The sequence below is a fragment of the Pseudomonas sp. Z1-12 genome, from assembly GCF_051132015.1.
Classification (GTDB): domain Bacteria; phylum Pseudomonadota; class Gammaproteobacteria; order Pseudomonadales; family Pseudomonadaceae; genus Aquipseudomonas; species Aquipseudomonas zanjanensis.
The window spans coordinates 2786205-2801707 of the sequence record NZ_CP071647.1 but is presented as its reverse complement, the minus strand read 5'-3'; the positions used below and the strand labels follow the sequence as shown (position 1 = coordinate 2801707).

At 62.4% G+C, this 15503-nt stretch carries 8 protein-coding genes; 5 read left to right on the top strand and 3 right to left on the bottom strand.

Going from position 1 to position 15503, the window contains the following annotated elements:
• Positions 1-115 precede the first annotated feature (115 nt).
• The 5 genes from J3P85_RS12310 to J3P85_RS12290 all read left to right on the top strand — a co-directional run bounded on the left by J3P85_RS12310 (position 116) and on the right by J3P85_RS12290 (position 11787).
• On the top strand, positions 116-7405 hold the full coding sequence (locus J3P85_RS12310) for an amino acid adenylation domain-containing protein (RefSeq protein WP_434706005.1): 7290 nt from the start codon (positions 116-118) through the stop codon (positions 7403-7405).
• Positions 7406-7491: 86 nt separating this feature from the next.
• Entirely contained in the window at positions 7492-8652 is a 1161-nt protein-coding gene (locus J3P85_RS12305) for an FAD-dependent monooxygenase (RefSeq protein ID WP_434706004.1), read from the top strand.
• 589 nt (positions 8653-9241) lie between these two features.
• Positions 9242-10066 carry a helix-turn-helix transcriptional regulator gene (locus J3P85_RS12300; protein WP_434706003.1) on the top strand — a complete coding sequence of 275 codons (825 nt, stop codon included), beginning with the start codon at positions 9242-9244 and terminating at the stop codon, positions 10064-10066.
• 83 nt (positions 10067-10149) lie between these two features.
• Positions 10150-11574: an efflux transporter outer membrane subunit gene (locus tag J3P85_RS12295; protein WP_434706002.1), complete on the top strand. Its 1425-nt coding sequence runs from the start codon at positions 10150-10152 to the stop codon at positions 11572-11574.
• Between the two features lie 60 nt (positions 11575-11634).
• Complete coding sequence (locus J3P85_RS12290) at positions 11635-11787, top strand: hypothetical protein (RefSeq protein ID WP_434706001.1); 153 nt, start codon at positions 11635-11637, stop codon at positions 11785-11787.
• 198 nt (positions 11788-11985) lie between these two features.
• On the opposite strand, the gene hemN is transcribed toward J3P85_RS12290, so the two are convergent.
• From hemN to J3P85_RS12275, 3 genes are all read right to left on the bottom strand, one after another.
• Positions 11986-13374, bottom strand: coding sequence for an oxygen-independent coproporphyrinogen III oxidase (gene hemN, locus J3P85_RS12285; RefSeq protein WP_434706000.1), 1389 nt, complete (start codon positions 13372-13374; stop codon positions 11986-11988).
• Positions 13371-14744, bottom strand: coding sequence for a coproporphyrinogen III oxidase (locus J3P85_RS12280; protein WP_434705999.1), 1374 nt, complete (start codon positions 14742-14744; stop codon positions 13371-13373). Before J3P85_RS12280 ends, hemN begins: the two co-directional genes overlap by 4 nt.
• 95 nt (positions 14745-14839) lie before the next feature.
• Positions 14840-15283, bottom strand: coding sequence for a CopD family copper resistance protein (locus tag J3P85_RS12275; RefSeq protein WP_434705998.1), 444 nt, complete (start codon positions 15281-15283; stop codon positions 14840-14842).
• Between the last annotated feature and the right edge of the window lie 220 nt (positions 15284-15503).

Sequence of the window (15503 nt, the reverse complement as noted above, 5' to 3'; positions counted from 1 at the left end):
AGCAAGCTCCCTCGCCACAGGATTAGCACTTTTCTCGAGTGAACAGCATCACGGCCTGACGGCATCTTTTTTCATTCGTTTCATCGGGCCACCGGATCGGCCCACGGAGAGCACCATGCCCCAGACCCTGCCCGCGTCGAACGCAGAGCGCGTACTGTATCCCCTCACCACTCCGCAACTGGACATCTGGCTGGACCAGGTGCTACACGCCGATAGCCCGCTGTACAACATCGGCGGTTATGCCCGTATCAACGGGGAGGTCGACGCCGCGCTGCTGCAGACGGCCTTCAACCAGGTCGTCAACGGCCACGATGCCCTGCGGACCCAACTCGTGCCGGGCTCGGCCGAGCACCCTCTGCCGCGCCAACGCTTCCTGGGGCCGGTAGACGTCCCGCTGGGGCTGCACGACGTGTCGGGCCATGCCAACCCGGAGGCCAGCGCATTGGCCTTGCTGCAGGCCAAGCTGCAGACCCCGTTTTCCTTTGACGATGGGCTGCTGGTGCGCGCGGACCTGGTCAAGGTCCGGGAAGACCTCCACTACTGCTTCGTCAATTGCCACCACTTGATCATCGATGGCTGGTCCTTCGCCATGATTGGCCGAACACTCAGCCAGGCCTATACCGCCCTGCACGAGCAGGCGAAAAACACGACAACGGCACCGACTTATCAAGCCTATGTCGAGCAGCAAGTCGCCAGCAAAGACTCGGTTTCGTTCCAGCGCCAGCGTCACTACTGGCTGGAGAAATACCGCACGCTGCCCGCCCCCCTGCTCGCGCCCCGTCACCCGGGTCGATTCGGCCAGCGCCTGGCGCCCAGCCAGAACCATGCCTGGCGCTTGCCGCGGGCGCTTTACAACCGCCTCGGCGGAAACGCCAAGGCCACGGGCCAGGCGACGGTCTTTCACGTCATGCTGGGGGTGTTGTACAGCTACTTTGCGCGCACCGAGCAACGGGATGAAATCGTCGTCGGCCTGCCCATCCTCAACCGCGCCAATGCCGCCCACAAGGCCACGATGGGCTTGTTCGTCGGCATGAGCCCAGTCCGCCTGAGCCTGGGCACCGACCTGAGTTTCAGCGACCTGGTCGGCAAGATTGCCCTGACGCTCAAGCAGGATTATCGCTACCAGCGCTTTCCGCTGAGCGAGCTCAACCGCGAACTCGGCTTGCAGAACCAGGGCCGGCGCCAGTTGTTCGACGTGGTGGTGTCGTACGAACAGGACCAGGACACCTGGTACGGGCCAGCGCCGGCACAACCGGTCAAGCTCAGCAATGGCTACGAACAGATCCCGCTGGCGATGCACGTGCGTGAGTCCGCGCCGGAAGACGATGTGTGGATGCACTTCATCTACAACGAGGCGTATTTCGACGCGCCGCAGATCGAAGCCTTGCAACAACGCTTCATGAACATCCTGGAAGGCGTGGCCGCTGATTTCGACGTGTCGGTCATGGCCCTCGACCCGCTGCCGCCCGCCGAGCACCAACTGCTCAAGGAGTGGAATCGCACCGCCATCGACTACCCCAAGGATGTGCTGCTCCATCAATTGATCGAAGCCAAGGTCGCCGCTCGCCCCGACGCGATCGCGGTGCGCTTCGCGGACCAGGCGCTGACCTATGACGCGTTGAATCGCCAGGCCAACCGCCTGGCCCATGCCCTGCTGGAAACCGGTGTTGGCCGCGACGATCGCGTGGCCATCTGCATGGAGCGCAGCCTGGAGATGGTGGTCGGCCTGTTGGGCATTCTCAAGGCGGGTGCCGCCTACGTGCCGCTGGACCCAGGCTATCCGGCCGACCGCTTGAGCCATATGCTCAGCGACAGCGCGCCCTGTGCGCTGATCACCAGCCAAGGCTTATTGGCCAGCCTGCCCGCCGTGACGGTGCCGGTGTTGTGCCTGGATGCCGAGCCTGAAGCACTGTCCCGACAACCGACGCACAACCCGGACGCCGCCGCGCTCGGGTTGACGCCTCGGCACCTGGCCTACGTCATCTACACCTCCGGTTCCACCGGTTTGCCCAAGGGCGTGATGAACCAGCATGACGGGGTGGTCAATCGCTTGCTCTGGGCCCGCGATGCCTATGGCGTCGATGAACACAGTCGGATCCTGCAAAAAACCCCGTTCAGTTTCGATGTGTCGGTCTGGGAGTTTTTCCTGCCATTGCTCAGCGGTGCGCAACTGATCGTCGCCGCCCCCGACGGGCACAAGGACCCGCGCTACTTGATGGACATCATGGCGAGCGCCGGCATCACGCTGCTGCATTTTGTCCCATCGATGTTGCAGGTCTTTCTCGACCAGGTGGAGCCGCAGCGCCTATCCGCGCTCCAGAAAGTCTTGTGCAGCGGCGAAGCCTTGCCCCATGCCTTGCAGAAGCGCTTTTTCGAATACTTGCCAAGGGTGCAGTTGCACAATCTTTATGGCCCCACCGAAGCGGCCATCGACGTGACGGCATGGCATTGCCGACCCGATGCGCACGACGGCATCGTACCGATCGGCCGGCCCATCGCGAATATCCAGATGCATGTTCTTGATGGGAACCTGCATCAGCTGCCGCCGGGGGTGGCCGGCGAGTTGCACATCGGTGGCATCGGCGTCGCCCGGGGCTACCTGAACCGTCCCGAACTGACGGCCGAACGGTTCATCCACGACCCCTTCCGCAGCGAGCCTGAGGCCCGGCTGTACAAGACCGGTGACCTCGGGCGTTGGTTGCCCGATGGCAGCCTCGAATACTTGGGACGCAACGATTTCCAGGTGAAAATCCGCGGCCTGCGCATCGAACTGGGCGAGATCGAAGCCCACCTGCTTGCGTGCGAAGGGGTCAAGGATGTGGTCGTGATCGCCCGCCAGGAGACCGGTGATGCGTACCTCAACGCCTATTGGGTGAGCGAGCCTGGATGCTCGCCCTCCCCGCAAGCGCTGCAGGAAACCTTGCGCCAACGGGTCCCCGACTACATGGTGCCCAGGCATCTGATGGAGCTCGAGCATTTCCCGCTGAGTGTCAACGGCAAGCTGGACCGCAAGGCCCTCCCCGAGCCTTCCGCCACCCAGGGCTGCGATACGACAGCGCCACGCACCGCCTTGGAGCAGCTGCTCGCCGAGCTGTGGCGGGACAACCTCAAGCGCTCGACGCTGGGCATCCATGACAACTACTTCATGCTCGGTGGCGACTCCCTGAAAGTCATTCACTTGCAGATCAACGCCCGTGAACAAGGCATTGCGTTGACCCTGGCGCAGGTTTACCAGTCCCCGACCATCGCGCAGTTGGCCGAGGTCCTGCAGGCTGGGCAAACATCAGCCAGCGGGCTCGAACCCTTGACCCACGTGAAGCCTTTCGCCCAGGTCCCGGCAGCGATCCGCCTGGCCAGTGAAGGCGTGTTCGATGACGTGTTTGCCGCTTCGCAGCTGCAAGTCGGGATGATTTATCACTCGATGATGCACCCGGACTCGGCGATCTATCACGACATTTTCCGCTACCGCTTGCGCCTGCCTTGGGATGCGCCGGCCTGGGAACGGGCCTGCGCCGCCTTGATCCGCCGTCATCCGGCCTTGCGTATGTCGTTCGATATCGGTCACGCCGAGGTGCCCATGGCCCGGGTGCACGCGACGGTCGAGCCTCCCGTGCAGGTCATCGATACGCGCCTGCTGAGTCCCGATGCCCGGGCCCAGGCCATTGCCGCCTACGTGGAGGAACGCAAGCGCTACCGCGAAGACTGGCATCGGGCACCGCTGTATCAGTTCTGTGTGTTCGTCGCGCAGGACGAGATCGATCTGGTCTTCAGCTTCCACCATGCGATTCTCGACGGTTGGAGCGTCGCCACCTTGATGCGCGACCTGATCACGCTCTACACCGCGGCGCCTGGCGCCGACGCACTGCCTGCCCTGACCACCACGCCGGCAGACTTCGTGGTCCTGGAGCAAGAGGCCACGGCAACGCAGACCCACCGCCGGTTCTGGCGCGAATACTTGGATGAGGCCCCCGCCGCCGCCATGACCAGCTGGATTCATGCCGTGGCGCCAGACTCGACGCCGCACCGCTCGGCTTACCGTGAACTGCCCGCCGCGGACCTGGCCCGCCTCGAAGCGTTCTGCCAGGCCCACGACCTGCCCTTGCGCGCGGTCCTGCTGACAGCCCACGGTTTCGCCCAGGCGATCATGTCCAATCAAAAGGAAGTGCTGTGTGGCGTGATCAGCCATGGCCGGCCGGAATTCGAAGATGCCGCCTCGGTCCTGGGCCTGTTCCTCAATACCCTGCCGGTACGTTTCAGCAGCCAGGGCCCGAGCTGGCTGGCGTTGATCCGGGCAACGATTGCCCAGGAGCGACAGGTGTTCCCCCACCGGCGCTACCCGTTCGCGTTGATTCACCGCGAGACCGACGTCGCCTTGAACGTGGTGTTCAACTACGTCGACTTCTATGTGCTCAAGGACCTGCTGGCCCAAGGCGAAGAGGTCCTCACCGATTGGGAAACGACGGAAGCGAGCAACTACGACCTGCTGACCACCCTGGGTCGCCACCCGGCCAACGGTTCGCTGATGTTGAAGATGGACTACCGCACCGCCCGTGTTGCCACGAGCCAGGTCGAAGCCTATGCCGATTACCTGCTGCGCACGCTGGAACTGATGATTGCCATCCCTGAGGCCAAACCAACCATTGCAGCCTGGCTGCCGCCCATCGAACGAACCACGCCCAGGGCCACGACGGCCTTGCCCCACGACAACCTGTCGAGCCTCTTGCTGGACAGTTTCGCCCGGCATGGCGAGCAGACTGCCGTGAGCCTTGGCCAGGCCTGCCTGTCCTATCGTCAATTGCAGGACGCTTGCGCTCAACTGGCGAGCTGGCTGCACCGCCACGGTATCGGCCAGGGTGATCGGGTCGCGATCATGATGCCGCGCTCGCCCGACCTGGTCGTCGCCTTGCTCGGTGTCGTGCAGGCCGGCGCCGCTTACGTGCCGATCGACCTGAGCTATCCGGACGAACGCATCCAACTGATTCTCGAAGACTCGCAACCGCGACTGGTGCTGTTCGCCGATGCCTCCGCGAGCCTGGCGATGAACCTGGCCGGCCAGGCCGATACGCGCCATTGGGACAGCGTGGTCGCCGGCTTCGACGACAACCTGGCCGGCAGTCATCAACGGGTGACCGCCATTGCCGCAGGCGTCATGGCTGAAGACAACGCCTATGTGCTCTATACCTCGGGCTCGACCGGCCGCCCCAAAGGCGTGGCCATGCCGCACCGGGCCTTGACCAATATGATCCTCTGGCAAAACCGCCAGCAGGCGCAGGATGTCGATACGCTGAAGACGCTGCAGTACGCGCCCATTTCGTTCGACGTTTCGTTCCAGGAAATTTTCTCGACCCTGTCCAGCGGGCATGAGCTGGTGATGATTGACGAAGGGCTGCGCTATGACTTCATCCGCTTGCTGAGGTTTATTGACGCGCAAGAGATCAATCGCCTGTTCCTTCCGTACGTCGCCTTCCAGGGCCTGGCCGAGATCGCCCTGCAGCTCGGTATCTACCCGGCATCGCTACGCCAGATCAATGTGGCTGGCGAGCAGCTGAAAATCACCGGCGAAATCCGTGACCTGATCGATCGCCTCGGCGACTGCCATGTCGAGAACCACTATGGCCCGACCGAGGCCCATGTGGTCACGAGCCTGCGACTTGAAGGCGCGACCGCGACCTGGCCGAGCATGCCGCCGATCGGCAAGCCTATCGACGGCGTGCGCATGCATGTCCTCGACGGGGCGGGCAACCCCTGCCCGGTCGGCGTGGTGGGCGATCTGTTCATCGAAGGGGCCGGCCTTGCCAATGGCTACTGGAATCGCCCCGACCTGACCGACGAACGCTTTATCTATCGCCAGCTCGAAGGCCAGACCCGACGCTTGTATGAAACCGGCGACATCGGTTTCTACCTGCCCGACGGCGATCTGGTGTACCAGGGCCGCAGCGATGCCCAGGTCAAGATTCGTGGCTACCGCGTCGAGCTCGGCGAGGTCGAAGTGGCCATGCTCGGCTCGGCACGGTTCAGGGCCGACATCGAGCAGGTGGCGGTCATCGACAAGCTGGCAACCGATGGCAGCCGTTACCTGGTGGGGTTCGTCCAGGCCCTGCCGGGCTGCGAGCCGGACCTGGACCAGCTCAAGGCGGAAATGCGCCTGGCACTGCCCGACTACATGGTGCCGAACACGCTGGTCAAGATCACGAAGCTGCCCATCGGACCCACGGGCAAGATCGACCGACAGCGTTTGCAGAAGATCGACGTCCAGACCACCTTGCAGCGTCCGTTCATCGGCCCGCGCAATGCCATGGAGGATCTACTGCAAGCCTACTGGCAGGAAACGTTGGACCTGGACAGCATCAGCATCCACGACAACTTCTTCGAGCTGGGCGGCAATTCGCTCAAGGCGGTACAACTGGTGGCCATGCTCGCCAGGCATCAAGGCCTGGAGCCTTCGCTGTCCGACTTCATCCAGGCGCCGACCATCGCCGAATTCGCCCAGGTGCTGCAAAAGACCGCAACCGGACACCCTGGCGCCGGCGCGCTGGTGGACTTCAAGAATGCCACGCGCCGTCCGACGTTGTTCCTCGTCCACCCCATCGGCGGACATGTGCTGTGCTATGCCGCACTGGCGCGTGTGCTCAAGGACCAGGTCCACCTGTATGCCCTGCAAGCGCCGGGTACCTGGGATGCCCGTGAACCCTTGCAATCGGTGCAGGCCCAGGCGGTGTACTACGCGGACGCCATCGAGCAGGTCGCGCCGCAAGGCCCCCTGAACATTGGCGGCTGGTCCTATGGCGGCGTCGTGGCGTATGAACTGGCGAGCGAGTTGCAGCGCCGCGGACGGCGCCTGCATAACGTGTTCCTGCTGGACACCATCGTGCGCGTCAGCCAGGGCGAGGTGCAGATTGAACGCAGCGAGTTCATGAACTGGTTCATGTGGGAACTGCTCAGCGGCGACGGCCAGAAGGAATACGCCTACCACGCCCTGGACTTCGCCGCCCTGGACGACCCTCAGGCCTTCACGGCGATCCGGCAGCACGGCATCGACCAGGGCATTTTCGATGCGAGCATCACCCTGGCGACGCTCGATCAACTGTTCCGCGTGTTCCATGCCAACTGGCAAGGGCTGCTGGACTATCGCTTCCCGCCACTGGATTTGCCTATCACGCTGTTCGCGGCGGATGTCGAACTGCCCGATGTGCTGCAAGCCCCCCACGAGTTGGTGGGCACAGCCTTCCGCGACCCGTACCGCGGCTGGCGTTCGATTGCGCCGCACGTGCAGCGCGTCGCCGTCGAGGGCGACCATCTGACCATGATGCGCGAGCCGCACATCGAGCGAGTGGGTCATTGCATCCAGTCGCGGATGGACCTGGCCCGGGCCAGGAACACCGAATCCATGGGCGCTTTGGCTTGACCATGACCGACGATCACGGGGCCGGATTGACGGCCCCGCATGACTCCTTCGCCCGGTCGTTCCGGGCTCGATACAGGTGAAACAACATGACAGTACCCAGAAAAGCCATTGTCGCCGGTGCCGGGATCGGCGGGTTGACCGCCGCCATCGCACTGCAACGAGCGGGCTGGCAGGTCAAGGTCTTCGAAGCGGCGCAGACACTGCGCACAGGTGGCACCGGCTTGTCCGTCATGGCCAATGCCATGGCGGCGTTGCACTCGATTGACGCCCATGTCCCGGTGGAACAGGCCGGCCAGGTGATCCGCGACTTCTTCTTCAAGAAACACCAGGGCGAAGCCATCACCCGCATGCCGATCCACGAGATCGGCGAACAGCTGGGGCATCCCAGCGTGAATATCCAGCGCCCGCTGTTGCTACGTGCATTGGCGCAGCAGCTCGCGCCCGACACCTTGACGACCGGGTTGCGCTGCACCGGGTATGAACCTCGCCCCGATGGCGTCACGGTGCGGTTCGAAGACGGCAGCCTGCAGGAAGCGGATCTGTTGATTGGCGCCGATGGCCTGAACTCGGTGATTCGCCAGCAGATGCTCGGCGAAACCCCAACCCGCCCATCGGGCTATGTCGCCTGGCTGGCGGTGACGCCCTTCAGCCATCCGGTCATGACCGAAGGTTACGTGGCGCATTACTGGGGCCGCGGCAAGCGCTTCGGGCTCTGCGATGTCGGCAACGGCCAGGCGTATTGGTGGGGCACCTGCAATCATGAAAACGCGGCGGACGCTGCCTTGAACATCAGCAAGCAGGAAGTGCTCGCGGCCTACGCCGGCTGGGCGCCGGAAGTCGTGGCCGCCATCGAGGCCACCCCTGAGAGCGCGCTATTGAAAATGCACGCCAGGGATCGCCATCCCGTCGAGCAATTCTGCGATGGGCACGTGGTGCTCTTGGGCGATGCGGCTCACCCCATGTTGCCCAGCCTGGGCCAAGGTGCCGCACAGGCGATCGAGGATGCCGTGGTGCTGGCCGATCGATTGGCGCGAACGCCGGACCTGCGCAACGCACTGCTGCACTACCAGGCCCATCGGCACCCCCGGGCCAACGGAATCGTCAATGCCGCGCGCTTCATGAGTGGTATCGAACAAGCCGAGTCGACACTCGCCTGCTGGGCTAGGGAATGGTATATGCGCCTGTCGCCACAGAGCAGCCTGCGTAAAAAGAACATCGACCTCCTCTCGTTCAAGCCCCGCCCATAACCTTGCAAAAACCGTCGCTAAGCAACCTGGGCGGGACGTCGCGAACCCCGCCTTGTTACCGACGGCGCCAAAGCGTCAATGACCGAAAGCGACTCCTACATAGACAAAAAACGACACGCATCGGGATAAAAATCGATAAACGAGAAGTCTTCACCATACTGGGAATCCAGAATCTGGATACTACTGTCAGATAGATCCTACATTGAGGACGGGCATCCGAGAACCGAACCGCGAACCCAACCCTTTCATTTATTTGAATATTTTCCAGACGCCTTGCTGAAAGCCAACCCTGTGGCGTGCGTCGCCAGGGAAAAAAACCTTTGACCCAACGTGTTTTTGCCCGGAGGTATCCAAAAACCGACAACCCCTGCCTGACCCGGAATGTCCCTGTTTTCCCTTACAGACTTTTCCTACATGGAAACGCTTAATAGCTCCACCGGGCTAAACCGTTTAAGTCGATAGGTTCACAAGACCGATTGACCCCCAGTATCAACTCCAGAAGAAGCTTCAGCATTTTGGAAGCGGTCGGATTTTTTCCGTCAACAATCAGCGATGCGGAGCTTTTTCGAGTAAGCAGGAAATAAGGATCATGAATCGACATGCGTGTATTGAGGGTGCAGAAAAATCGCACCTCTACGTAGAGCTAGGAAAGCTGATTTCAAGTGTCGGACACGAGAGCTTCTTGACCAACATGCACCAGATGATCGAAACAACGGTGCCTGTCAGTCGGCTCGAATTGAGTGAATGGACAGCCGACGACACCCAGTCGAATGTCCTCGATGTACAACTGTTGGGGTATGCGGGTGCGGAAAAAAACCTGCACATGCAGTCCCCCTGCCCCACGACGGCGATACAGCGCAATGATCACCCTTTGGTAAAAAGGGTACTGGAGGTGGATGACGCCCTGCTGATCCATTTGAATGCACGCATGAAGGACGAAAGAGGCAACGACTGCCTCGGCACCTCCCACCAGTGCATTCTGATTTCACGCAAGGCCAACCGTCGCTGTGTGATCTCGTTGCAACGCCCTCAGGTACAGCGCGACTTTTCCCTCCAGGAACTGTCCTTTCTGAAGTACCTTTCCGAAACGCTGCTGCCGCTGGCCGAGCGTCATGCGCACCTCAATCGCCAATGCTTCAAAACCCCTGGCAGCGCCACGAGCCATCCGCTCGATAGCGCCGAACAGACCCAGCTGCAACGTGACTTCAATGATCGATTGAGTCCCTGCGACGTCACCCTTTCCGTGCGGGAAAAAGAGGTCTGCCTGGGCCTGCTGGCCGGAGGCACCGTGCCGGAGATCGCCGAAAAGTTGCAGGTCAAGAACAGTTCCATCGAAACCTACCTCAAGCGTGCCGCCGCCAAGCTGGGCGTGAGTGGCCGGCATGGGTTGGCGAAATGGATGATCGGCTCATGACGGCTCGCCGCGCACGGCCGGCCAGAACCCGCCTGCCTGCGCCTGCGGTGCCTGGCCAGGCACCACGATGAGATAACAGGTCAATGCTTAAACTCTTGAGCCCACTGGCAGCCGCGGCATTCATGTTGGGCGGTTGTTCGCTTATCCCGGACTACCAACGTCCCGACGCACCGGTCGCCGGGCAGTATCCGCAGACCTCGGCCTACGCCCCGGCGCTGTCGGGGCCCATGGCGGCCGAACAGGGTTGGCGTGACCTGTTCCAGGATCCGGTGTTGGCGCAACTGATCGAGGGCGCCCTGGCCAACAACCGCGACTTGCGGGTAGCGGCCCTGAACGTCCAGGCTTATCAGGCGCAATATCGAATCCAGCGGGCGGACCTCCTCCCGGCGATCAGTGCCAATGGCACCGGTTCGCGTCAGCGCATGCCGGCCAGCCTCACCGGTACCGGTGAGGCCGTCACCAGCGGTTCGTATTCGGCAACACTGGGGATCAGCGCCTATGAGCTGGACCTGTTCGGGCGAATACGCAGCCTCAGTGACGAGGCGTCCCTGATTTATCTGTCCAGCGAAGAAGCCCGCCGCAGCAGCCAATTGAGCCTGGTGGCCAGCGTGGCCAGTGCCTACCTGACCTGGCGTGCCGATCAGGAACTGCTGGCGTTGACCCAGGACACGCTCCAATCCTATGAGCAAAGCCTGCGCCTGACCGAACGCAGCAACCAGGTCGGCACCGCCTCGGCCTTGAACCTGAGCCAGTCGCGAACCTCGGTGGAAGGCGCCAAGGCCAGCCTGGCCAAGTTCCAGCGCCAGGTCGCCCAGGACCTCAACAACCTCACGCTGCTGGTGGGCACTTCGGTCGCCGATGACCTGCCCGGCCGCCCACTGGCATCGGACCTGCTCAGCGAAGTACCGGCGGGCCTGCCTTCGGACTTGCTGCAACGCCGGCCGGACATCCTTGGGGCCGAGTACCTGTTGCAATCGGCCAATGCCAACATCGGCGCGGCCCGTGCCGCGTTCTTCCCGAGCATCAGCCTGACCGCCAACGCGGGCAGTTCCAGCAACGAGCTGTCCGGGCTGTTCAAGGGTGGGTCGGGCGGCTGGCTGTTTCAACCGCAGATCAACCTGCCGATTTTCAACGCCGGCAGCCTTCGGGCGAGCCTGGACTACTCGAAAATCCAGAAAGACATCCGCGTGGCGCAATACGGGAAAGCCATCCAGACCGCCTTCCAGGAAGTGTCCGACGGCCTGGCGGCACGCAAGACCTACAAAGAACAACTGATCGCCCAGCGCGACCTGGTGCAAGCCAACCAGGACTACTACCGCCTGGCGGAACGGCGCTATCGCATCGGCGTAGATAGCAGCCTGACGTTCCTCGATGCCCAACGCTCGCTGTTCAGCGCCCGGCAAAACCTGATTGTCGACCGGCTGTCGCAGCTGCTCGCCGAAGTCAACCTGTACAAGGCCCTGGGCGGGGGTTGGGTAGAACGCACAAGCAACGTGACTGTGAGGTGATTGCAGATGGGCACATTCGAACCCGGGGCACTGGTGCGCTTACGTTCGGGAGGGAAGACAATGGTGGTCAAACACGCCTCGTCCATCTCCCAGATGCCGGATACCTTGCTGCTCCTGTGCGAGTACCGGGCCAAAAATCGCCTGGTGCAGGGCTTCTACGCGACACGCGACCTGATCCCGGCCTCCAGCAATCCGGATACCGAGCGGTCGTAGGCCCGTAGCGAGGCTCCTTTTTGTGGCAAGGCTCCTTTTTGTGGCAAGGGAGCTTTTGTGGCGAGGGAGCTTGCTCCCGCTGGGCTGCGCAGCAGCCCCCAAAACAGCCATCGCGGTGTTTCAGGTTGATTGTGGCCAGCTTCCTTGGGGCTGCTTCGCAGCCCAGCGGGAGCAAGCTCCCTCGCCACAAAAGCCCTATCAGACCGTGCGCGAATACTGGACCGTCTGGTCCGCCCCCAGGTACGCGTCGAATGCCATGGCGACGTTGCGCATCATCAATTGGCCTTGGGGCAACAACACCAGCTCGCTGTCACGGATGTCCAGCAACCCGTCGCGCACCAGCTCCTGGAGCCGGTCCAGGGCATCGGCGAAGTATTCGTTGAACCGGATGCCATGGGCACTGTCGATCCGGCCGAAGTCGATGCGCCCATGGCACATGAGTTCGCTGATGACCTGGCGCCGCAGTCGGTCATCGTCGCTCAGCCGATAGCCGCGCTGCACGGGCAGCAGGCCTTGATCCAACCAGGCGTAATACTGGGAAAGCTCCTTGACGTTCTGGTTGTAGCTGTCACCCACCTTGCCGATCGACGACACCCCCAGGCCAATCAGGTCGCAATCGGCGTGGGTGGAGTAGCCCTGGAAATTGCGCTGCAGGGTACCCTGGGCGCGGGCGCGCACCAGTTCGTCATCCGGCAAGGCGAAGTGGTCCATGCCGATGTAGACATAGCCGGCTTCGGTCAAGCGATGGATGGTCAGCTCCAGCAGCTCCAGCTTGCGCTCGGGCGGCGGCATGTCTTCGGGGCGGATCATCCGCTGCGCCCGCACCCGTTGCGGCAGGTGCGCGTAGCTGTAGGCCGCGATCCGATCCGGACGCAGTGCGATGATCTTGCTCAAGGTGACGTCGAAACTGGCGATGGTCTGCAGCGGCAGGCCATAGATCAGATCGACGCTGACGGACTTGAAGCGCGCCCGGCGCGCGGCCTCCACCAGCTCGACGACCTGGGCTTCGCTTTGCACCCGATTGACCGCGATCTGCACCTGGGCGTCGAAGTCCTGGACGCCGAAGCTCAAGCGATTGAAGCCCAGCTGGCGCAGGCCTTGGATCTGCTCTGCATCGATGGTCCGTGGATCGACCTCGATGGAAAACTCGTGGGCGTCACTGTCGTCCATGTCGAACGCCTGGTGCAGGCAGTCCATCAGGTCCGCCAGTTGCTCATGGGTCAGGTAAGTCGGCGTGCCGCCACCTAAATGCAGCTGGGTCAATTTGCGCGAGCGGTCGAACAACGCCGCTTGCAGGGCTATTTCACGCTTGAGGTAAGTCAGGTATTCAGCGGCGCGATGGGTCTTGCGGGTGATGATCTTGTTGCACGCGCAGTAATAACAAAGGCTCTGGCAGAACGGAATGTGGATGTACACCGACAACGGCTTTGGCTGTGGCGCCTGGTGGCTGCGCTGGGCGGCCTGGCGGTATTCATCCATGGCAAAGGCCTGGTGGAACTGCGGGGCCGTCGGATAAGAGGTGTAGCGCGGTCCCGGGCGGTCGTATTTCTCCACCAGGGCACGATTGAAACCGGAGGCAGTTTTCATGAGGGGATCAACTTTTCAAAAGCGTGTGGGCTCGCGTCATCCGGTGCCGGGTCGAACAGGTTGCAGATCGCGTCCACATTCAAGCGCCCGGCGGGCAGGATGCCGATGAATCGGCTCGACAGTTCGATCAATCCCTGGTCATGCAACGCTTCCAGCAACGGCCAGGCGGACGCGAAGTGCTCGCGAAACACCAGGCCGAAGCGCGCCTCGATGGCTTGTATATCCAACTCCAGGTCACAGGACAGCTGTTCGGTCACGCTCGCCCTGACCTGGTCCTGCGCCTCACAACGCCAGCCACGACACACCGGCAATTGCCCGGCGTCCAGTTGCTGGCAATAGAGAAGCAGGTCGTCGGTGTTCTGTACGTACAGGTGCTCGATCTGCGTGATGGCCGACAAGCCGAAGCCCACGTGATCACAGCAACCGTGACGGGTAAAACCCTGGCAATTGCGGTGCAAGCGTCCATGTTCCTGAGCCACCGCCAGGTCATCGTCGGCCCTGACGAACTGGCCCAGGCCGATGTAGTGATAACCGGCACCGATCAACTGTTCGCAACAGATGCGCCGCATGGCGTCCTTGTCGGCTGGGCTGCAAAAGGTTCCGGCCAGCCCGGCGTTCTTCGAGCGATAACGATAAGGCGCGCGGGCGTAGTCGAAAACGTGCAACCGGTCCGGCTCCAGTTCGATCAGCGTCGCCAGTTTCAGGGCGAAACTGTCCGGTGTCTGCCAGGCGTGGCCGTAGCCCAAGTCGATGTTGATGGAGCGAAAACCAAACGTGCGTGCCGCATCGATCAATGAATGGATCGGCGCCGGGTTCTGGTAGCAATCGACCGATAGATCGCTGTCAACGCCAATGTCGGGCACGCCGATGCTGACATGGGTGAAACCCTGGTCACGGATCAGGCCCATGGTCGACCAGTCGGTGTGATGCAGGTCCACCTCGATACTGTGGTCAGCACCGTCGAACTCGCAGAAGTCGAAGCGCTTGCGCAGGTCATTCATCAGCTTCTGCAGATGGGCGATCACCGGTGTGCCGCCCGTCAGGCAAAACTGTTCGACGCGCCGCCCGGCCCCCAGGTGGCAACCGACCAAGCCCATTTCATAGGCCAGGCGTTGCAGATAGCCCTCGATCTCGCCGCATCGGCAGTCGCTGGCCAGGGGCGAACACGACGCCAGCCGCAAGCGCGAAGGCAGGTGCACCGCCAGGGACAGGGGCCGTCGTTTCTGGCGGCTGGTACGTAATCCTCGAAGCAGGTCGAGGGAGCCGATACCGGCATGGAACCTCCGCGTGCCGACCGGACAATCGAAATCAGCCACCACCGGGGCACGTCCCGAGGGTCGCTCACCGAGGGTATGGAACGGGTCGAACATGACAATCTCCGAGTGGCGGTGCGGGGCCAGTTTGCACGCCTGCGCGCCGGGGCACCTTGACCTGTATCAAGCGCCCTGCAGCCCGCCGCCAACGCTTACCAGGTGACGTAGAACATGGCCTTGGCCAGCAGCACGATCGCGACCATGTGCAGGAACACGCTGACATGGATGACGTGCACGTAGCGGGCGTTCATGCGCCCGCCCCGGAACAGCCACATCGCCCAGAGGAAATGCCCCAGCACGCTGCCCGCCAACAGGACCTTCAGGCCCAGCAGCACACCGAAGGACGATTGCAACGGCGACGACAGCGCCGGCCAGTATCGCAACCAGACCATGCCGCCGCCCGCGCCGAACAACACCAGCAGTACCCACGGCATCAACTGCCGGGCACGGCGGCTGATGCCCTGCTCCAGCAGCACCATGACCTTGGCGGGCAGTTGCTTGCGGATGTTTTCAAGAAACAGGACTTCGAAGAACACCGTGCCAATGAACACCAGCGCGGCAAACAGGTGCAAGGTCAGGAACAGCGGATAACTCATGTAGGTCCTCGACGCCCTCTTCAGCGGGGCGATGGTTTATCCGAGGTTATCCCGTAGCCCTGGAAGGGGGGTTGATGCCAATCAAGGAAACCGCCTGTCCGCCACACCACCGCCCCCACATTTTGAAGGGTGGTCGTCTGGATTTTTTTACACAGCGCGAACCCTGTGGGAGCGAGCTTGCTCTCGATAGCGGTGTATCAGTCACATCGATGCAGCTGAT